The sequence below is a fragment of the Pseudogemmobacter bohemicus genome (assembly GCF_003290025.1).
Taxonomy (GTDB): domain Bacteria; phylum Pseudomonadota; class Alphaproteobacteria; order Rhodobacterales; family Rhodobacteraceae; genus Pseudogemmobacter; species Pseudogemmobacter bohemicus.
In genome coordinates, this window is record NZ_QNHG01000004.1 from 403651 (window position 1) to 423957 (window position 20307).

The 20307-nt window shown below is 62.4% G+C and carries 20 protein-coding genes and 1 tRNA gene; 9 read left to right on the forward strand and 12 right to left on the reverse strand.

From position 1 onward, the window contains the following. The first annotated feature begins 122 nt into the window (after positions 1 to 122). Positions 123 to 1013 carry a glycosyltransferase family protein gene (locus DRF71_RS20965; RefSeq protein ID WP_198672302.1) on the forward strand — a complete coding sequence of 297 codons (891 nt, stop codon included), beginning with the start codon at positions 123 to 125 and terminating at the stop codon, positions 1011 to 1013. A gap of 195 nt (positions 1014 to 1208) precedes the next feature. Here DRF71_RS20965 and DRF71_RS27655 read toward each other — a convergent pair whose 3' ends face one another. Next, the gene (locus DRF71_RS27655) at positions 1209 to 2687 is read right to left on the reverse strand and encodes a type ISP restriction/modification enzyme (RefSeq protein WP_157971216.1); all 1479 of its coding nucleotides are present in this window, start codon (positions 2685 to 2687) and stop codon (positions 1209 to 1211) included. Positions 2688 to 2827: 140 nt separating this feature from the next. Here DRF71_RS27655 and DRF71_RS20975 point away from each other — a divergent pair. Next, a tRNA-Lys gene (locus DRF71_RS20975) sits at positions 2828 to 2903 on the forward strand. A gap of 63 nt (positions 2904 to 2966) precedes the next feature. On the opposite strand, the gene DRF71_RS20980 is transcribed toward DRF71_RS20975, so the two are convergent. Beyond that, positions 2967 to 3197, reverse strand: a complete 231-nt coding sequence (locus DRF71_RS20980; protein WP_157971217.1) for a hypothetical protein — start codon at positions 3195 to 3197, stop codon at positions 2967 to 2969. 80 nt (positions 3198 to 3277) lie between these two features. On the opposite strand from DRF71_RS20980, the gene DRF71_RS20985 reads away from it, so the two are divergent. The 7 genes from DRF71_RS20985 to DRF71_RS21015 all read left to right on the forward strand — a co-directional run bounded on the left by DRF71_RS20985 (position 3278) and on the right by DRF71_RS21015 (position 6693). Continuing rightward, entirely contained in the window at positions 3278 to 3460 is a 183-nt protein-coding gene (locus DRF71_RS20985; protein WP_112312475.1) for a site-specific integrase, read from the forward strand. Between the two features lie 16 nt (positions 3461 to 3476). Next, positions 3477 to 3749: a tyrosine-type recombinase/integrase gene (locus DRF71_RS20990; RefSeq protein WP_157971218.1), complete on the forward strand. Its 273-nt coding sequence runs from the start codon at positions 3477 to 3479 to the stop codon at positions 3747 to 3749. Continuing rightward, positions 3746 to 4027 (forward strand): hypothetical protein, encoded by a 282-nt coding sequence (locus DRF71_RS27660; RefSeq protein ID WP_157971219.1) that lies wholly within the window; start codon positions 3746 to 3748, stop codon positions 4025 to 4027. The genes DRF71_RS20990 and DRF71_RS27660 overlap by 4 nt, the downstream gene beginning before the upstream one ends. A 243-nt stretch (positions 4028 to 4270) precedes the next feature. After that, positions 4271 to 4813, forward strand: coding sequence for a hypothetical protein (locus tag DRF71_RS20995; protein ID WP_112312477.1), 543 nt, complete (start codon positions 4271 to 4273; stop codon positions 4811 to 4813). A 5-nt stretch (positions 4814 to 4818) separates the two neighbouring features. Continuing rightward, positions 4819 to 5199 (forward strand): capsid cement protein, encoded by a 381-nt coding sequence (locus tag DRF71_RS21000; RefSeq protein WP_232831618.1) that lies wholly within the window; start codon positions 4819 to 4821, stop codon positions 5197 to 5199. A gap of 13 nt (positions 5200 to 5212) precedes the next feature. Further along, positions 5213 to 5404, forward strand: a complete 192-nt coding sequence (locus DRF71_RS21005; RefSeq protein ID WP_112312478.1) for a hypothetical protein — start codon at positions 5213 to 5215, stop codon at positions 5402 to 5404. Between the two features lie 254 nt (positions 5405 to 5658). Beyond that, positions 5659 to 6693 carry a tyrosine-type recombinase/integrase gene (locus DRF71_RS21015; RefSeq protein WP_157971220.1) on the forward strand — a complete coding sequence of 345 codons (1035 nt, stop codon included), beginning with the start codon at positions 5659 to 5661 and terminating at the stop codon, positions 6691 to 6693. Between the two features lie 237 nt (positions 6694 to 6930). Here DRF71_RS21015 and DRF71_RS21020 read toward each other — a convergent pair whose 3' ends face one another. The 10 genes from DRF71_RS21020 to DRF71_RS21065 form a co-directional block, all read right to left on the reverse strand. After that, on the reverse strand, positions 6931 to 7077 hold the full coding sequence (locus DRF71_RS21020; protein WP_232831619.1) for a hypothetical protein: 147 nt from the start codon (positions 7075 to 7077) through the stop codon (positions 6931 to 6933). A gap of 16 nt (positions 7078 to 7093) precedes the next feature. Beyond that, positions 7094 to 7369: a hypothetical protein gene (locus DRF71_RS21025; RefSeq protein ID WP_112312482.1), complete on the reverse strand. Its 276-nt coding sequence runs from the start codon at positions 7367 to 7369 to the stop codon at positions 7094 to 7096. Next, positions 7366 to 7917, reverse strand: a complete 552-nt coding sequence (locus tag DRF71_RS21030) for a hypothetical protein (protein WP_112312483.1) — start codon at positions 7915 to 7917, stop codon at positions 7366 to 7368. Before DRF71_RS21030 ends, DRF71_RS21025 begins: the two co-directional genes overlap by 4 nt. A gap of 114 nt (positions 7918 to 8031) precedes the next feature. Further along, positions 8032 to 8427, reverse strand: a complete 396-nt coding sequence (locus DRF71_RS21035; RefSeq protein ID WP_112312484.1) for a hypothetical protein — start codon at positions 8425 to 8427, stop codon at positions 8032 to 8034. After that, positions 8424 to 11219, reverse strand: coding sequence for a hypothetical protein (locus tag DRF71_RS21040; RefSeq protein WP_112312485.1), 2796 nt, complete (start codon positions 11217 to 11219; stop codon positions 8424 to 8426). The genes DRF71_RS21035 and DRF71_RS21040 overlap by 4 nt, the downstream gene beginning before the upstream one ends. Further along, complete coding sequence (locus DRF71_RS21045) at positions 11216 to 13759, reverse strand: hypothetical protein (RefSeq protein ID WP_112312486.1); 2544 nt, start codon at positions 13757 to 13759, stop codon at positions 11216 to 11218. Before DRF71_RS21045 ends, DRF71_RS21040 begins: the two co-directional genes overlap by 4 nt. Beyond that, positions 13756 to 14373 (reverse strand): hypothetical protein, encoded by a 618-nt coding sequence (locus tag DRF71_RS21050; protein WP_112312487.1) that lies wholly within the window; start codon positions 14371 to 14373, stop codon positions 13756 to 13758. The genes DRF71_RS21045 and DRF71_RS21050 overlap by 4 nt, the downstream gene beginning before the upstream one ends. An 11-nt stretch (positions 14374 to 14384) precedes the next feature. Next, positions 14385 to 17783 carry a nucleotidyltransferase family protein gene (locus tag DRF71_RS21055; RefSeq protein ID WP_112312488.1) on the reverse strand — a complete coding sequence of 1133 codons (3399 nt, stop codon included), beginning with the start codon at positions 17781 to 17783 and terminating at the stop codon, positions 14385 to 14387. Beyond that, positions 17773 to 19860 (reverse strand): hypothetical protein, encoded by a 2088-nt coding sequence (locus DRF71_RS21060; RefSeq protein WP_112312489.1) that lies wholly within the window; start codon positions 19858 to 19860, stop codon positions 17773 to 17775. The genes DRF71_RS21055 and DRF71_RS21060 overlap by 11 nt, the downstream gene beginning before the upstream one ends. Positions 19861 to 19863: 3 nt before the next feature. Beyond that, positions 19864 to 20307: a hypothetical protein gene (locus DRF71_RS21065; protein WP_112312490.1), complete on the reverse strand. Its 444-nt coding sequence runs from the start codon at positions 20305 to 20307 to the stop codon at positions 19864 to 19866.

Here is a 20307-nt window from a genome sequence, read left to right on the forward strand (position 1 = left end):
CCCCCGATGCAGCCCCGGTGCAGCCACAGCCAGACAGGCTTCGGCGCTCTTGTCTTCGACGCCGGGATAGCGGACTCTGCCGCAAGGCCCGAACGGTGCCGCCAAACCATCCCGGGCGTAAGATGCAATATAGTTCAATCAGCGAGTTTGTGGAAAAGGTGAGGCCCATTGCGGGAGGCGCCTCCGGCAAAGCGCTGAAAGGCCCGGTCGCCCTGATCCTCGCCGAGGATAATTGCGAGCTGGCGGCGACGTTGCGCCATCACCTCGATCTGGGTTTTGGCCGGGTTGTGTTGCTGGCCGGCGAGGAGATCATCGTCCCCCCCGAGCTGGAAGAGCAGATCGATCGCGTCCTGGCCGATGCCTTTGTCGAGGACGCGCTGGTCAATGCGGTGAACCAGATCGCGCTGGCGATCCCGGGTGAGTGGATCTTTTACTGCTACAACGCGGAATTCCTGTTCTTCCCCTTTTGCGAGACCCGCTCGATCCGCGATCTGACCACGTTCCACACCGAAGAGCGCCGCTCCGCGATGCTGAGCTATGTGGTTGATCTTTATGCCTGCGATCTGATTGCCCATCCCAATGCCGTGTCGCTTGAGGATGCCCATCTCGACCGTGCCGGCTATTACGCGCTGCAGCGCAAGGATCCCGAAAAGGACTGGACGGAAAAAGAGCGCCAGATGGATTTCTTCGGCGGCCTGCGCTGGCGGTTCGAGGAACATGTCCCCTGGACGCGCCGCAAAATCGACCGCATCTCGCTGTTCCGTGCGACGAGAGGCGCAAAGCTGCGGCCCGATTTCACCTTCTCGGATGAGGAGATGAACACCTATTCCTGCCCCTGGCACCACAATCTGAGTGCGGCAATCTGCTCCTTCCGCACCGCCAAGGCGCTGCGCACCAATCCCGGCAGCCGCAGCGAGATCCGCAGCTTCCGCTGGCACAGCTCGGAACCCTTCCGCTGGGGCAGCCAGCAACTGATGGATCTGGGCCTGATGGAGCCCGGTCAGTGGTTCTGACCGGCGTTGTTGCTGTTGTCAGCTGCGGGCTAACTTGCCGCAATTGACAGGTTTCGGTCCGCATTTGCCATTCACGGCGTCCGCAACGGTCTTTTCAGAGCTTTTGGGGATCTTCCAGCGAGCGGCAGACAGGTAATGGTCTCAAGTTGGGTGGAGAGCCGCTAGCCTCGTTGACGGAGGCTACTCGTCTATAATTTACCGCCCACATGACTTTGCATCGTCAAGATTTCCTGCATATAGCAAGCAGGTCTCGATTTCATCCAGGCGGGTGGCCATACCTCTCGCCAATTCGAGGTTCTCGTTGAAATCGTCGACCAGCTCGTTGTGCTTTCTCAGCAGTGCATCATGGGTCTCGGCACATTCCGTGACGTTCGATTTGCAGGTGAACCCCTCGTAGTTGCATTGATACTTGTCGAAACAGGCGGCGTTCTGATCGACGCACATACCGCTGCTTGAACAGACCTTGTCGCCATAGTCGAGGCAGGCGGGTTGCGTGCCGATCCGGCAGGAAAAGTTCTGGCCCAACGCGGGCGAGGCGAGCGTCAGGGCCAGCAGCAGGATCGGCAAGGGCACGTCCTGCATGGTGATGTTGGCGTTGTAGATAACGGTGGTCTTGTCCTTTTCCTTGCCGTTCTTGCCGAAGGCCCATTTCGTGACGCGGTAGAAGGCCTCGGGGTTCTTGATGTCGGCGAGGCGCAGATCGCCTTGCTTGATCGTGACCGGGTAGGGTTCGACGGTTTCATAGTTCACATGCAGGTCGCCGAGGGTGCGGCCCGCGCGGCTGAAGGCCCAGAAGTCGGCGGCGGTTTTCACGCGGGGGATGCGGGGCAGTTCCTTGGACAGGTTGTCGGCGTATTTCGCCCGGTAATCCTCGGAATGCAGCAGGCCATAGACGTAGTAGAAAAGGTCTTCCTTGGTGATCGCCTCGCCGGGGTAGGCGTCTAGGAAGTGCTTTAGGCCCGTGTCAGTGATCGCATAACGCTGTGTGGTTTTGCCCGACTGATCAGCGAAAAACCCGCCTTCATCGCCCTCTCCGCTATCAAAAAAATGGAGGGGAAAGCACTGCGTCCCTGCTTTGGCAGCGGTCACTGAAAGATCTTGCATTGAATCGGTCATGAGGGCCGAGAATGGGGTTACATTGCCCGGCGAGGGCACACTTATGATAAGGTTGGGGACATTTGGTTCAGGAAAGATGCTCGACATCTGTCCTGGGCGATGAATGAACATCTTGTCGTAGTAAATCCATGCCTTTTGGAACGGGCGATAGGTCGAAACGACCATGTTTTCGGTCGAAAAGACCCCCAGTTGTCCCCGTTCGAGACGAGAAACGAGGCTACTTGACCATTTTATTCTGCGCGGATCGGAAGTAACGAACTCGGCCGTCGCGAGGGCTTCAGGCTTGAGCGGCAATCTTGCGACTTCGGCGTTGTAGGTCGCAATCATCGACCGCATGTTTTCCCCGAGCAAATCGCGCGAGGAATTGTAGGCCCAAACATCTCGGTTTGAATTAACGCCCAGACGCGACCGTAGAGGATGTGTAGGCGAAGGCATCACGCACAACTTCCCACCTGTCCAGAAGTGGCGCCGCGGCCAGCCCGCCGTCACATTCAGCCTGAGCAACGGCGATGTCCGGATCGCCGGGCCTTTCAGGATCAGATGGAGTTCGAAGCACATGCTAAGCTGGCTTAACCCGCTGTCCACGAAACCGGCAGCAGCTCAAACCAACAAAAAACTGTGGTTCGGAAAAATGTTTAAAAAAGGCGCTGCGGGACTTGACCCTCCCGACGACCTTCCTTAAACGCCACAACCACGGTGGGCCCGTAGCTCAGTTGGTAGAGCAACTGACTTTTAATCAGTGGGTCACAGGTTCGAATCCTGTCGGGCTCACCACTGAAATAGAGTAATATCAGCCTGTTACGATGGACTGATCAAAAACCTATGTTATTCCCTGCGTTACGCCTGTGTTAAGGCGAAACCAAGACGTCGGCTTCTCGTTCCATTGCGCAGCTGAATGACCTTGTTCGCGCCCTCGTCGCGGCTCCGGATATAGCGCTCCGTCATCTCGAACCACTTATGCTTCGCGGCGTGTTGCAGATCCAGTTTCCCCGCCCGGTGCCGAAGTGCGTCGTTGATGGCGCAGGCCCGCGTGTCCATCAGCCAGATTTTATCCGGTACACCGGTCACTGGCGCGCCTGGCAAACCCACTGGAAGGGATCGAGAAAAGCACCGCGAAACGGCGGCTGGACATCTTCACCCTGGACGACATGGGCGCGCTCTCAGATCGCCTGACGGCGGTGCAGGATAAATATCCTGTAGGTGTTGCGCTGATCCGGTTCCTGATGCTGATCCCGGCGCGCGGTATCGAGGCGCGGGAGATGCGCTGGGCTGATCTGGATCTTACGGCGGCGACATGGACCATCCCGGCGGCGCGCTACAAAAACAGATGAGGACAAGGTTTTCGGGTTGCCGCCCTATGTGGTGCAGTTTCTCGCCGCCCTGCCCCGCCGCTCCACGATCTACGTCTTCCCAGCGCCGAAGGATGCCGGAGCGCAGGTCAGGAAAGAGCATCCGAGAGATGTATGGGAAAAAGTCCGGCCAAAGCCGCTGGGCGCTCACACGCTGCGAAAGACCATCGCCACCGCCATGCTGAACAAAGGCGTTCCGCTGGAAGCGGTGAGCAAGTTGCTCGGGCACCAGAGGCCGCACGGCTCTCGGGCGGTGCGGTGGACGACATGACCCTGTCGCTGATCAAGCAACAGGAAGAAGCCCAGCGGCTCAATGATCAACTGAAAGTGCTCGCCGCCGACCCTCTGCAAGAGTGGCTGGACGGTGTGCCCACCTGGATCGAGGCTGGGCAGCCACCATCCACCCCGGTCCCAAACATGGCCTTGCGCTCGGCAGGCGTGGCAGGGCGCAACCAACATTCTCGATCAGGAAAACGGCGGGCGAAACGGCGATCAGCCTTGCAAGCGGCTTCTAGACTCATGGGGGCGCCCTCTCTTGTCCTCACATGAAAACGCCCTCTCGAACTGACGGCCCCGTATTGCCGGATCGAGAGGGCGCTAACCGCCAGGTGTTCGGTGGAGGACGAAACCGCCCGGCAGCGTTGGTGGTAGGGGCGATCTGCAAACCGCCCCCGCCGTTTGCAAGGAGAAACTATGGAACCCACTTCTGGGATGTGAAGTGTATGGCAGATTATTCTGGACTCTACAACTCAAAAGTGAGATAATGAGCCAAGAAGCTGCGGAGTAGCACCGATGAACACTTATACCCTGGCCGACATTGCCGCGAAATTCGCACGGCTTGATGCCATTGAAGACGACACGCACGCCCAATTTGAGAAGGGGCTGCGCAACCTCGTGCAACGCCACTTCTTGCCCCCGACCTCTCAGCAAGGCCGCGTCTTCCTCTATGACGCTGCCGCTGCCGTCACCATCCGTTTCGCACAGATTGCCGCTGAATTCGGCCTGCCGCGTCCCACGATTGACACCTTGGCGCGCTGGCTCAGCGGGTCAGGCGAGCGGACTAAGAAGCAGGGTTCCGGCTTTCGTGGGGTATTGCGGAGCGAGGAAGCAATTGACCGCGTGGAAGCGGGCGAGACCTTCGCTGTCCATATTGTGATGCGCGCTGACGGCAGTGTCACCGTCAAATCGGACTGGCAAACCGACCGTGGTGCTGACGACCGTGTGCGCAATGCTGCGCTCAGCGCGGGGCTCGTAAATGTCAGCCCGGAAGTGGCCCGTTTCTCTCTGCCCGCTTCGCGCCTGATCGCGGAAATCCTGCCGCTGCTGAAAGGCTGATCTGCATGGGCCTGCTTTCGCGCATCCTTAACCGAAACACCACGCCACCGCGCCCCGCCGCCGTCCGAATGCTGGAAGGCGCTTCCGGCAAGCGGTGGAGCAACACCCCGGCTTTCGGTGCCACTGGTGCCGAGGTGCTGGCGGGTATCGTCGGCATCGCATCGGGTGACGCTGCCAGCGGTGCCCCTGTCGATGTGGCAACGGTCGGTGTGTTCGAACTGCCCAAGGTTTCCGCCAATTCCTTCGCTGTCGGTGCCGCTGTCTATTGGGACGCCACCGCTGAACTGGCGACCACCACTGCCACCAGCAACACCAAACTGGGCGTGGCTGTAGCCGCTGCTGCCGCTTCGACCGCAACCGTCACCGTCCGCCTGAGCGGCTTCTGAGGAGATCCAGACAATGGCGAAACTCTACGCAAAGCATCAGATCGTGCTACCCGATGAGGTGATCGTGCCGCCGAAATCGGTTTTCGATGCCACCCCGGCCCAAGCCAAACAGTTTGACACGTTGGGCGCGGCACGGCCCGCCACCGCTGCCGAGATCAAGGCGGCAGAAGTTGCCGAAGCCGCAAAGAACGGCGTGGCAATCTGACCCGATGGAGACTCAAGTTCGCCCCTCTTCGCCGATTGCACCGCCCACTCGGCGTGGGCTGTCGCGTGGAGAGGCGGCGGCTTACATCGGAGTCAGCCCTTCCACCTTCGATAAGATGGTGCAAGCTGGCGAAATGCCCGCCCCCAAGCGCGTGTATGCCCGGACAATCTGGGACGTGCGCGCTTTGGATCTGGCGTTTGATGCCCTTCCGGGTGACGATTCAGCCCCCGAAACCAATGACTGGGACTGAAAGGATGAAACTCTTACGCAAACCGCCCCGATACTGTCAGGGCTTCGAAGATCGCCACGGCACGTTCCGCTGGTATTATCGCCGCCCTGGCTTCCCCCGTTGCGCGCTTCCGGGCCTGCCATGGACGCCAGAGTTTATGGCGGCATATGAGAAGGCCGCAAATGGCGAGAAGCTGGAAATCGGCGTGAAGCAAACCATTGCGGGCAGTGTGTCCGCGCTTGTGGTCAGCTTCTACAAGACCAGCGATTTCACCGGCCTGAGTGATTCCACCAAGGCGACATATCGCGGCATCATCGAACGCTTCCGGGCTGAACATGGTGACAAGAGAGTCGCCCACATGGAACGCAAGCACCTGCAAAAGTTGGTCAGCGACAAGGCGGCAACGCCCGCTGCTGCGAACAACATGCTGCGAATGGTGCATCTGCTGATGCGTCACGCTGTCGAACTGGGCTGGCGTGGTGATGATCCGACTCAAGGTGTCAGGAAGGTACGCAACAAGACTGAAGGCTTCCTGACATGGGAAGAGGATCACATCGCCGCCTTCGAAGAGCACCACAAACCCGGCACCCGCGCGCATCTGGCGCTAATGCTTTTGCTCTACACCGGGCAACGGCGCAGTGATGTTGTGCGCATGGGGCGGCAGCATGTCCGCAAAGGCATTCTGTCGATCACACAGCAAAAGACGGGGCAGGATGTGCATATCCCGCTTCACGCTGACCTGCGGGCAGTTCTCGACGCGCTCCCCCTCGATAATCTTAGCTTCCTGATGACTGCTCAAGGCCATCCATTCACCCCGCCCGGTTTCACGAATTGGTTTAGGGCAATGGTGCGCGAAGCCGGATTGCCGGACGGGCTGTCACCGCATGGGCTGCGCAAGGCGACTTGCCGCAGGCTGGCGGAAGCGGGGTGCTCTGAGCATCAGATCATGGCTATATCCGGCCACAGATCGACTGCTGAGGTGAACCGCTACACTAGGGCGGCAAGCCGAAAAGAACTCGCTGCGCAGGGAATGCTTGCGCTCGAAAGAAAAGAAGGATGACTATCAACTGTCAAACCTTCTAGGATAGTTTGACAAACCGCCCCGCAGGGCTTTGACAAATAACAGATATTTTATGGAAGTGGCGGACCCAGAGCGATTCGAACGCCCGACCCCCAGATTCGTAGTGTTGGGTCACCAGAACAATAACAATCTGTTATCGGAATTACAGCAACCTACACACACTATATAATTCAATAAGTTAGAGAACCAAACGGCCCCAAGTCGGACAGCGTCCGATCAGTGGCGCACCGATTCGGCGGCGGTTTCCAGCTTTTCATTCGCACAAAGCCGCCCGGCACGCTCTGCAGAGGCAGCCCGGGCCAGCTGCCCCTCTGTCTCGGGCGCCGCGCCCATCCAGCCAGGGCATGGTGCAAGGTCAAGCATCGACAGCGCCGAAGGGTCAGGGCCACAGCCGGCGAGCAGCATCACGCAGATAATCAGACAGCGCGCCATCGGCACCCTCCATTGTTGACAACTCCTGATCAAGCGCCACCGCCTCACGCCGCAGCGCCTCCTGCCGGCGGTCCTGATCGGCGCGCATCCGGGCCGCTTCGGCATAGGCTGATACCTTCGCCTCGGCCGCCTCAGCACGATCACGCGCCAGATCGAGGCGCCAGCTCTGCACGCCGGCAGCCAGCGCAGCCAGCAAGGCTACTGCTGCAAGGATCCGGATCATCGCAGCGCGGCCTCGAAGAGACGGGCGCAGCGGGCGATCTCGGCCGCACGGTCGAGGCCATTCACGATCCGGCGGGCGTTGTGATAATCTGGCTGCGGCCGGTCGAGGTAATCCGAAAGCCGCTTGCCGGTGAACCAGCCATCCACGCAGCCCTGCACGAGGATGCGCCCGGCCAGAACCGGATCCAGCGCAAGATCCGGCTCTGCGATCAGATCGAGGCCCAGAAAGCGGCCGGCACGGAGATAGTTGCCCCTGCCCGTGATCTGCACATAGCCGCGCCCCCGGAACAGATAGCCATCGCCTGGGCGGGTATTGCCCAGCCTTTTCCCGATCGGGGTGCCCGGTTCGTATTTGTTGAAATAGCTGCATCTGCCATATTCGGTGATCGGCTGCATGGTGAGGTCTGTCTCGACCACGGGCGTTGCCAGCAGATAGGCGCGCCATGGGCGTGGCAGCCCCTCGGTCACGGCCAGCAGCGCGCCGATACCATCAACCTGTGACTGGCGCAGCCGGCCGCCGAAAATAGGCCTGATCAGTGCATAATCCATCGGATCACCCCGGAAATGAGAAGGATCAGACCCGCGCCGATCAGCCCGACACGGATCCGCTGAAAGAAATCGGCCATCGGGCAGCGGCTTTCCCGCCGCAGGATCTGGTGCGGCTTACCCATCGGCATCACCCTCGCTGCCGCCCGGAGGGCGCCGGCCCATGATACGGCGCAGGATCATCTCAATGATTGCGGGGCCAAAGACGCCGGCGAAGTAAGAGGCACTTGCGCCGGCGCCGATAGCCGGGATCAGATCCGGCGGCACATCAGCGCCTGTCAACCAGCGCATACCAACCACGACGCCGGCGGTAGCAAACGATCCGCTGCCACCCGCTACCAGCGCGCCCAGGGCGATCTGTCTCAGGGCGGAACGCGCCGGCACCTCGACGGCAAGTGCAGATGTCGCGCCGCCAGCGGCCCCCCATGCGGCGGTGGTGATGACGCCGGTGACGGCGCCCGAGGCGAGAACGCCGCGCCAGATCTCCTGCCAGATCGTGAGCTGATCCGTCACAGCGTCCACCCCACGATCATGCCATCGACGACATTCAGCACCGCGGCTGCCGGGATCGCGCCACTTACCGGCGTCTGGCGCTCGCGCGTCTCAACCGCCAGATTGCTGATCCAGGCCGTGAAAGCCCCGAGCGTGGTATTGTTGCTGGCAATACCAATCGCCAGAAGCGTGTCATCAGCGCGGGTGCTGTCCGGGATGACCAGCGGCGACGCCATAAGATCACCATCCAGCGAGACCAGCGCCCGCCCGTCAGCTTTACCAGGCGCACTTTCACGCACCGCGTCCAGCCTGACACGGTAAAGCCGACCCGCCGCCAAAGGCAGGCGCGTCGCGGTGCCCGTGACCTGCGTTGCAGGATTGCCACTCTCACCGCGCACCAGCGCACGCAGGCGCACTTCGGTCGTGGTGATAACCAATTGCAGCCCGGTATGGATCACCCCGTCTCCGATGGTCACAACGTTGATCGCGGTCGAAGAACCGGAGGCGACCAGCCCCACTGTGGCAGGCAACAGCAGATCGAATTCGGCCCTGACGCCCGAACTGAAGGCCAGCGCCCGCGTCAGATAGGACTGGGCCCCGGCAGCAGCCTGGACCCTCAGGGCATTGCCCTGCGGCCCCCCCGCGATCACCGGCGGGGTGCCACCTGTGGTCCAGCCGGCAAAGGAGGCATCAAAGCTTTCCGAGGCCAGCACCGACCAGGCAGCCATGCGCTCTGCGACCGGCACCATACCCTTATCCATATCAGACCAGCACAGCAGGGCCTGATCCGGAACCGGTTCATTCGGGCGCGCCCTGATCAGATAGTGATCGGGGTTGATCGTCGGCACGACGCCGCCTTGCAGCCACTCGCACCAGATATTCGCGATCACGCGGCGGGACGCATAGCTGGTCGCGTGGGTGCCATCCTCAAAATAGACCGGCTGGTCCTCAAGCTTCATTCGCATGGCGACGGCGGCGTCAAAAACCGCAAACCCGCGCGCCTCGCCATATTCGAGGACGGCACTGTTTGCCGCCCAGATCCCGGGCTGCGCGGCCAGGCTGGAAAACTCGCTGGGCGCGGTGGCGAGGATGAACACCGGCTCGCTGGCGCCAGCACCATAGCGCAGCGCACAGTTGCGGTTATAGGCGATAACGAAATCCCAGCCGCCGAAGATGGTGCTGCGGTCAAGCCTGGTGATCACGCCGGCGGTAAAGGCACCGGCCAGCCCCGCGCTGTCATAGGCGATGGTGACATAGTCGCCGGCCACCGCCTCAACCCGGCCACAGGCATAATCAAGTCCGGCAATCCCGGTCACCCGGATCATCGCCGCTTCATCCACTGCAAAGCTATGACCCGGGGCATGGATGGTCGTCTGGGCGCCGATGGTCACGCCGCTTATCGCCCAGTTCGGCGGCGTCAGCGTGCCGGCAGCCTGGAACTGATCATTATGCGCGTGGTCCAGCACCACGAAATCAAACGGCGCCGCCTGCCAGGGCGCCCGGATCCGCGCCTCCACCGTCTGGGCCTGCGCGTGCAGCGGCGCCTTGGCAGGGTCAAAGACCGATCCGGCACCATAAAGCGCGAGACCGGCCGCCACATCCGCATTCGTCATCGACAGGCTGAGGATCTGCGCCTGCACGCCGGACGGGTTGATCTGGGCCAGCGGCAAACAATACACGTGCGACGATCCGAAAGACATATTGACGATCTCGCAGCCAAGGATGCTGGCGATCTGCGCCGGATAGCTGTCCACCGTGCCGCCCTGTGCCGGGATCGAGGTGCCAAGGTGCAGCCCACGCTTGCCCCGAAAGGAGATGATCGGTGATTTGCGCCCGCTGCGCAGGATCTCGCCCTCAGAGTAAGGCGCACGGGTCTTCACCCGGATCGGGCGGTTCAGGTGGTTGCGGGCATAGAGCCTGCCTCCGCTATAGGTATTCGCCAGAGACCCGGCTGCCAGCGTCGTCTGATAGCTGCCGCCCTGCAGATCGACATGCAGCGGGCCGATGGCCTCCAGGGCGGTGATGGTCGCGGTATCGCCCCCGGCCGCAGCCTGCGACGGGAAAGCTCGGGCCGGCTCAAACGGGATCACATAAAGCTTCACACCGCCAGCCGTGACCAGCTGATGGTTGACTGCGCCGGCAGCTGCGACGCGATAGGAAAAGCCCGGCGCCCGCGTCATAACGATCTGCCCGGGCAGGACCTGCGCTTCCGAAACCGCATAGGTCATGGTGCTGTCAGCCAGCAGCGCGGCCAAATCATTGAACAGCGGCCCCCGGTTGAACTGCGCCGCCTGGTCCGCTGCCACCCTTGCGATGGTTGCGTTTTCCGACGCCTCGGCAATGTCGGTGCCATCCGGCCCGGCGACAAACATATCGCCATCCCACATCAGCAGCGCACCGGCATCGCCCGGCACGAAGGGCGGCTGCAACGTGGTCGATCGCAAGCTGCGTTCCAGCCACCAGACCGCCTCCTGCAATAGCAGAGTATGGCGATCCAGCGATTTCTCGACCCCTGTCGCAGCCGGCGGTGCGAGATAAGGCTGGCGGGCAGTGGTCTTGCGCCAGAGCCGCATATGCGTCGCCTCCTCCGGTGGCGCACGCAGCGGCGTCACGGTGCCGGTATTTTCCAGCACATCACCCTCGGGCCAGATCGCGATGTCGATCCCGATCACCGCCGCCCCGAGATATTCGCCATCTGCCAGCCAGTCGGCAGAGTGCTCAGCAATGGCCAGATAGCGCCAGGGGATGGTCGCAGCCCCGGAAAGAGGCAGAGTGAAAACCTCGCAAATATCCGGCGACAGATCCTGTGTCACGGCGCCCCTCCATATCCATACACACTCGAAAAATCGGGCAGCCGCACTGGGCCGCCCGGCGGCGCCCAGCTGCGATTGCCATAGTCCTTGACGCGCTTCTTCTCAGCGGTGGCAAAAGCATCGGCCGCGCCGGGATCCAGCCATTCGGTAATTGTGTCCCAGACCATGCGGTCGATGGCCGAGTTGACCTGCCACAGGTTCGTCGGGCCCCCATAGCGATTGGCGAATTTTACCGCCGACTTCGCCGCCGTTCGGGCGGACTTCTCATCGCGGTTCCAGATCGCACGGGCAACATCCATGGTCAGAAACCCGGTATCAGAAACCAGACCAGCCACCGGCCCGGCCGCCGTCGCGGCAAAACCACCGCCAAAGCGGTTCTCGGATGATCGGATGAAATCGCCGAAGATCCCCAGCCCGCCGCCTTGAAGCAGCGCCTCGGCCCAGAATTCGCCCTTCGTCATGTCACGCGGATCGCGGCCCCTGGTCAGAACCTCTTTCATCTGGATCGCGACAGCGCCGCCGATCACCCCGACCGCCGCGAAGGCCAGCACATTGCCCAGCCGGCTGCCATTGACCTTGTGGTACAGCACCCGGCTCATCAGGTTGAACATCAGCGTCAGCGGGTAGCTTTTATACATCTCGACCGAACGCAGGATCTCGCCGCCGAATGTCCCGGCCGGCGCATTGGCCCGCAACGCGGTCTTGCCCCGCAGCGTCATGGTCGGCACCGCGAATTCCAGTTGCTCCTGGATCGCAGCGCCGATTTTCAGCGACAGATCCAGCGCAAGATCCGGATCGATATCCGTCCGCCGGGCGATGTCGCCCGGAATAAGAAAGGAAGCTTTCGGATCCGCGGCATCGCGGTAAAGATCGGTAGCCCGGATCATGTCCCAGTCAGCGGCCGTGATCCCCCGCGCCTCAAAGACCAGCTCGCGCAGCGACTTCGGCAGATCCGCAAAGGCAAGATGGGCGTTGTCGGCAAGATGGCCATAGAATTCCAGCTTGAACACGCCGCGCGCGATATCGGTCCAGGCCGTCAGGCCCGAGGCCCGCATGACGAATTCCGACAGGTTCGCCATCGAGGCGCCGTTGAAGGTCTCACCGAACATCCGCGCCTGGATCACCCCGGTATTGGCGGCGCTTTCGGCAATGATGCCGGCCCGGCGCAGCTGGGCGCGATTTTCGGGCTTTGCCAGCGTCGCGACAAAGCGCGTCAGCACCTTCTTCGGATCCATCCCGACATGGCGCGAGGCGGTGGCCATGAACCCGACATCGCCCGTCGAAGACAGCATCGCCCCACCCAGTTGCGACGCGATCAGGAAATGCCGCGTCTCCGCCATGACCCCGGCAAAGAGGTCGCTTTCCACCTGATTGGCCGCGCCATTGATCAGGCCCAGCATCCGCTCAGCCTGTGCCGCGACCCCGCCCACCTCCTTTTCGGCCGTCGAATACCAGGGCAGACCCTTGCCCAACATCGTGATCGGCTTCGACGGCGTCCAGGGGCGTTCAACCGCCAGCTTCAGCGCGGTCTGCTTCAGGAATTCCAGGCCCGCCGCCGGATTGGGGCCAAGCACCCGCATCTGTGCCGTGTCGCGCGCCATCCCGTCCAGATGGTTCAGCACCGCCGAAAACGGATCGGCGGTGCCGAATTCATCATTGGCCTTCAGCCAGGCATCGGCGTTTTTGAAATGCAGCACCCGGTGATCAGCGCGCGATTTCGCGACCGAACGCCCGCCGCGCTGGCCCGAAGGCTCGCGCCGGTTCAACCCGCCGGTGCGGATATTGTCATGGATCTGTTCCAGAAACCCGATCCGCCGCGCCCGGCTCGACTGATCGAAGGACAGGCCGGTTTCCCGATCGACGATCCGCGCCCAGTCCTGGGTATCGTGCATGCGCTCGGCCCATTCGCCGCGCGGCACCGCACTGACCTTGGCACGGTCCCAATGCTGTGGCAGGCCGTAGCCTTCCAGCTTGCGGATATCGCCGCCGGCGGCGTTGAACTCGCGCCGCGCGCGCTCGATCGTCTCGCGCGCGGCTTTTGCATTGGCCTTCGCCCGTGCGTCTCCGCTCGCCTCGCCATAAAGCTCGCGCACCATATTGATCAGGCTGGCTTTTGATCGCACCCGGCCAAAGATATTCCGGCTGTGATCCTCGATCAGGCCGCTGATATCGCGGCGATACTGGCTGACCAGCTCGGCAAAGGTGCTCTGCACATTGCCGAACCCGGCATCCTGATCCCATTCGATATGGGCGCGCACCGCCCGGGCACCGTTCGCAACCCCATCAGCATCGCGATAGGCAGCAGTATCCCGCACCATGCGGATCTGCGCCTCGGCCTGCATCAGCACCGACCGCTTCGCCAGGATATGGCGCTCGCGCAGCATCACCCAGACATCCTCGGCCGCCAGATCCGCCGCAGCGGGGCCGGCGCTGGCATGGGCCTGCATCCGCTCAGCGAACAGATCCTGCGCCGCGCGCGCGCGTTTGGGCGGCAGATCGCCGCTGTCAATCGCGCGCTGAATGCAATCATGCAGGCTCATGCCGGATCGACCGGATCAGGCTGATCAACGGGGTCAACCTGATCGAGCGGCTGGCCATCGGCGCCCATCGGGATCACCTGCCAGTCCTGCGCCAGCAGTTCATCTGCCATCTGTTTCGGCTTCCACTCGATCAGGCCCGAGCGTGATCCGGTGATCATGAATTGCAGCTTCGCGCCCGTTCGCCCGCCGGCATCCGCAACCAGCAGCGCATAGCCAGGTGCCCAGGACATCCGGCGCGCACGATCCCCGGAAAGCAGGAAGGCGGCGGGGAAAGAGCCAGTGCCGTCCGGGTTATAGCTCACGTCTTCCGCCTGCCCCGGCAGATCAGCATCGGTCTGGGCGCCGGCATCGGTCTGGTCGCCGGCCTCGGGCTGGTCGCCGGCCTCGGGCTGGTCGCCGGCCTCGGGCTGGTCGCCGGCCTCGGGCTGGTCGCCGGCCTCGGGCTGGTCGCCGGCCTCGGGCTGGTCGCCGGCCTCGGGCTGGTCGCCGGCCTCGGTGACGAGCTCCTGCGTCGCCGTCACCGATGCCTGATCCGCCGTGCCGGCCGCGACAACTTCATTCTCATTTTTCAAAGTAGCTTCAGAAACTTCTTCACCGATCTTCTTACGGCTCATTTTCCTGTTCCTCACAATTTACAGATGGTTTTCAGCGCATCGACGAAATCGGCCTCCTCGCTCAGCTCCGCCATGAACTGGCGCAGCGAGACTTCCGGCGGCAGGATACCCGCCGCGTCATTTTCGCCAGGGCGGATGCGCATATCGAATGCGGGGTCTGCCAGCGCGCGCCCCAGATCGCGATCGAGACGATCAAGGCGCGCGATCTCGACCGGATCATTCAGCGGATCATCGAACTGGCCGGGCTTAAGGCGCACCTGCGCCGCATCAGCGCCAGCGTTGACACCGGGCGCCGAGGTGCCCATATTGAAACTGTCCACTCCAGGAGGGACATCCCCCATGAAACTGCGATCATATTCAGACTGGGATGGCCGACCGGCCGCCCTGTTCTCAACGCCCGAGGGCGGGTTGTTCGCGCTTGCCCAGCTTTCACCCGGCGCCCCCTGGGTGCCAGTCGATGCCGGTGACGTGTTTACCACGTCCGGTTTGCTGTCCGATACGCCCGACGAGGCGGTGCTGCGGCGCGAATTCGGGTGGAGCATCGGCGATGGAGAGGTGCCGACCGAGGCGAATGTCTCGGCATTTTTGCCCGCAGCCGCAGCGGCAGAATAAATCTCGATCTGCCGCGCAAGCAGTGCATCCGCTTCAGGCCCCGCTCGCAGGCTGCGCCACTGCGTATAAAGCGCAGTGCCCAGATCCTGCGCGGCCAGCATCTCATCCGTCCAGATCTGCACCTCCGACAGCATGCCATCCGGGTGGCGGATCAAAAGCTTGCGGTCGATGTAGCCCGCTGGCGCGCGTTTCCATCCCTCATCGACCAGATCAAAAACCCCGGAAAGACGGGCAATCAGATCATCAGCCTGCGCCGCATCAGCGATGACGAAACCGCCGCGCGACACATCGGTCATATTGCGCGGGCTCGCATAGCCCTTGCGCGCAATCTTCTCTTCGACCGTCGGGCGCCTTTTCAGACCGGGGTTCTTCCAGGTCAAACCCAGATCAGATGCGATAATCCGGGCCTCGGCATCCAACCGCGCCTGCGCCGGTTCAGCCTTTGCAAACAACTGGTCAACATCATCAAAGGGCTGATCCAGCGCCAGCCGCGAGACATAGCGCCGCGGCGGAACATCCTTCAGCACTTCAGCCATCGGCGCAGCACCACCCGCTGGCGGCGCAGCACCCCCCGCATCAACTGCACGAACCACCTGCCGCGCTGGCAGCAGCCCAAGGATACGCGCCATGCCCTCGATCAGTGGATCCGCATTCGCCGGCGCCGGGCCCGTCTCGATATCCACCGGCGCACGCTCGGCAAGCTCGCGCCGCGCCTCCGCCCTGGCTCGCCCGATGCGCGGCGCAAGCGAACGCGCGGCCTCCCCCTCCTCTGCCAGCCGGCGCCGAACGATTGCAACATCACCGCCGCTGGCCTTGCGAGGCAGCGACGCCGCCTCTGCCAGCGCCCGGTCGATCTCTTTCAGCTGCTGGCGCAGCCGACCCTTGCCGCCTGTTCGATTGCTTCGGATCTGATCCTCGACATCCGCGCGGCGCTCGCGCAGCTGGCTGACCACCTGATCAACATCGCGCGCCTGCCCGGCATCGAAATCATCAAGCCAGCTGCGAAAACTGCCCTCCCGCGCGGCCGACCTGTCCTGCAGGCGAAAAGCCTCAGGATCGATCTCACGCGCCCGCGCATCGACCGCGATGCGTTCCGCACGACCGGCAAGATCCAGGCGCGGCATGCCGGCAGGAGCCTCGAAGATGGCAGTATCCCCACCGCGCGAACCACGCAAAAAGACGTCTTCATTGGCCCGGCCACCGTCCAGATACCGCGATCCGACCTGCGCAGTGTCGCGCACGGCCTGCCCAGCAGGCCGCAGCAGATCGAAAAAATCCCCCGTCTGCATAAAATCAAACAAAGCGTCTGAGTTACGGGCCACCAACCCGCCAGGGCCAAAGCCCAAGCCCGCGCCGGGACCAGCGCCGGAATAACCCCCTCCGGATGACGGTGTGAAGCTGTCGCGCGGCCCGCGATAACCCTCCCAGGCGCCGGTTCCCTGCTGCCGGTAGATCCATTGGCCCAGACGCTCCTGCGTCTCGATCGTCATCACCTCATTACCGGTCAGACGCAGCCCCTTTTTGGCCGCGCGCAAAGTGGTGCCGACAATCTGATACCCCCCCATAGGGGTGGCCACCCGGCCGATCTGCGCCTTGACCCATTGGCCGTAGGGGCCAGACGGTGCCGAGAAAGCGATGGCCTCATCCACCGTCATCTCGGTCAGCTTCACATCGGCAAAAGGCCCACCCTGCCGGTTCGAATATCCGAACAGCGCATCGTAATCCCCGCCGCTTTCGCCCGCTAAAATCCCGTTCCTGATCCGCGACCAGTTGGCCGGCGCATCCGGCCCCGGATCCGGCAACACCACATCCGGCACCGCCGGCGCATCTGGCAGTCGGTCAGCTATCAGGGCGGCTTCGGCGGCGTCCAGCGCCCCATCCGGCGCAATATCATCACTGACCACTTCACGCGCGAGCGCGCTCCCTGCGCCGCGTTCCAGATCCGTCGCCTCTGGCCGCGCAGCGAAGCCCAGCAATTCCCAATTCTCGGCCCGTCCTTTCGGCGTGAACACGTTGCCAGCAACCTTGACGCCGCGCCCGGCCACCGGCAATGCCGCCCCGACCAAGGCGCCGAACAGGACCTCATTCACAGGATCCGGGCGCTGCCAACCCGCCCAGTCCGCCATCGCATTTGCCTTTGGCAGGTCAACGGCAGATCCCACGCCGCCCACCATCATCTCGTAAAGGATCATACGGCCAAACGAGGCGCCGCTGGTCGCGGGCACAGCCAGAAATGCGGCCTGCATAGGATCGGTCAGCATAGATGAGGCCCCGCCGATAAAGGCCGCGACCCCTCCCATAATCGACGGATCGGACCGATTACCGATCCGGTTCTCGACCTCATTCATCTCATCATTGACCTCAGCCACTGCCCGCTCATAGGCTAATTGGCGCAGTTCCTCGTAGCTGGAAGGCAGATTTGCGACCTCGCCCGGCGCCCTGATCCTTAAGCTTTCCACCGCTTGAAGCATGACCTCGACGGCCGAACGATTGAGGCCATCCGGAAATGCGATGCCCTTTGCCTCAAGCTCAAGCGCCCGGTCGGCATTCGAATTGTTCATAAACGCCAAACGGTCGCCATAGATCTGCTCCGACATCCCGAAGACCATCTCATCCTCGATCTGGCTCTGTCGCCGCTCCGCTACACCTGTGCGATTTCGGCGAAGCTGGTCTTCGTTGAACTGGGCGGGCAACATTTCCCACCAGCTGCTTTCCGGCCCGTCGAATTCCAGCATCGGCAGAGGATCAGCATCGCTGGCCAGCGGGGCGATTTCGACATCTTCATCCTCACTGGCCATCGATCTGCCCCCACCGGCTTGTGCCCAGGGCGAATTCCTCCAGATCGAAAACGAAGATCCCCTGGGGATGACCGGGATCGAACAGGTATTTCACCTCATTATTTTGCTGCCGGGTCCCAAGCGCATAACGGCCATCCCCGACTGGCAGAACCACAAGGTTGCGCCTTTCATCCGGAGAGAAATCGGTAACAGGATATTGCCCCTTCTGGGCATAGCGGCCATAGCCTTTAGGCCTTTCCCACAAGGGCAGATTGCCGGTTTCCGAGGCGCGCTTCCATTGGCTTTCGTCGAAATATCTCAGCGCCTGTTCAACCAGTCTCGCGTCAAGACGCGCCGGCAAGACCGTATCCCGACCATGAACCGTCTGCACCCCGCCAAAGGCCTGGCCGCCACGATTGGTTCGGCTGGCAACAGCCTGCGCCGAACGCCAGACGGCAGCCTTTCCCTCCGCCGATTTCGGATCGGCGATATCCAGCGCGGTCGCAGCATAGTGGTCATCGACCGCCTGCATGAAGGTGGCGAGGGCCTCACTGTCAGACCCGATAATACCGTCAGGCCCCATCCTCGTACCGAACAATGCAGACATTTCGGCCTGCACCGCCGCCCGGTACTCCGACGCCATTTTTGCCTTCGATCCCGGCTCCATCGCCCGACCGCGCAGGATCGCCCGCGAGGCCGCCATGTCGCCAGTATCCAGCGCCAGCCGGCCCGCCAGATGGGCGACCGGATCCTTTTCCCCCAACTGGTCCAGGGCCAGCGGCGCCAGGTCACCAAAACCGCGATCTATGGCTGCGATCACCGCGATAGCCTGGTCCGGGTCTTTTCCGGAAAGAACCGCGCCGAATTTCTCGGCCTCTTCGGCGGTAAAAAACTTCACCGTGGTCGCGCTTGGCGTCCATTCCTGATAGACGCCAAGCGCCATCTCCCGCCGCTCTTTCATGCTGGCAGGATCGGCAAGATCCAGGGTTCCCATATCCACGCCGGACACAGCCGCGACATGCCCCAGCGGATCGCGCGCCAGGGCCTCGACCGTCGCAAGACGCGCTTTTTCCAACCTGTCGCGACGTGAGGGATCATTCGGATCAGTGGTCGGGCGCGCGTCGAACTCAGCCAGCATGGCCTTTTGCTCGGACGGAGTGCCATGAAGGAAGGCGCTTTCCTCTTCGGCAAAGACCACCGCATTGCGCAGTCGATCATATTCCTCGGGATTGCCGCGCGCACGATCCGCCAGATCCATCAGGCCGTCATATTCCAGCCCGGCCTCGATCACCTTTATCGCACTGTCGATATCTGATTTCAGCTTCTGCGCTTCTTTGGCGCCCAGCACCTCAGCCTCTTTCGTCAGCCTGATCTGCTCATCAGCAATTCCCTTGCGCGCCAGCATGCCAAAATCTGACGCCTCTGCCGGGTCCAGAACCGCCTCGAACTCTTTCGCGCGATCAAGATAGGCGGCAGGGTCATCAATGATCAGGCGGCGCGCCTCGATCCGGGCCGTATTTGCCGGCAGGTCCGCCATGATTGCTTCGGCCTCGACCGCCGACAACAAACCGGCATCGACCTGGCGCTGAAGATCACTTTCCACATTGCGGAACACCGCATCCCGGCTCTCGCCATCCGGCGCCGTAGCCGCCAGCCGCTCATAATCCCTCATCGAGGAGTTGAACGCCGCCCGCTCGCGATCCTGGAAAAGGGCGAATTCGCGCCGGCGGATGGCCGAGGTCTGCGGCGCAATGGTTTCGCGCAGACCGATATTGAAGTCTTCGCGCAGATACTCCGGCAGGGACTGGGCGTATTTATCCGCGATGCTACCAGCGGTAGCTTCCCAGCGAGAGGTCAGGCCTTCCAGATTGCCATCGGTCTCGAATTCCAGCCGGGCCTGATCCATGTCATTCATGGCAGAAAGCCGCGTCTCGCGCACCAGACGGTCATTCTCGGCCTGCACTTTGCGGGCCGAGAAGGCGACGAAGTTATCCGCAAGCGCACCCAACCCCTCAAGGCCTGTGGGCGCATTCGGGTTCAGCCGCGGCTGTTCGACCATGCTGAAAGGGGTCTGGGCTTCGGGGATCGTCAGTGCCATGGATCAGGCCCCCAGCTCGGGCCAGAGCTGCAGCGCCTGGGTCATCGAATTGGCGGCGGTGCCAAACATGCCATTCAGGAAGCCGGTACTGGCCTGGTAATCGCTGATCGCGGCTTCGTTCTGTTTCGCGGTGACGCGCTGATTGGTGTTGAACCGGCTGGCCTGTGCCTCAGTAAAGCGCTCATAGGCAGCCTCCTCCCCCAGATCGAGCGCAGATCCGGCGCTGCCATCAACGCCGCGCGCCGCCAGCTGGCCGCGCTGGCGGGCGATCAGTCTGGACATCTTGTCCCGCCCCCGCATCTCATTGAAGGCGCCGATCTCGCGCGTCTGCGCCGCCTCATAGCGCGACATGGCGGCATTGCTTTTGGCCATATTGCGCGAACTGAAAGCGCCGTAGATGCCGGTGACGGCCGAGGTGGCAAATGCAAGAGGAGCAAAACCGCACAT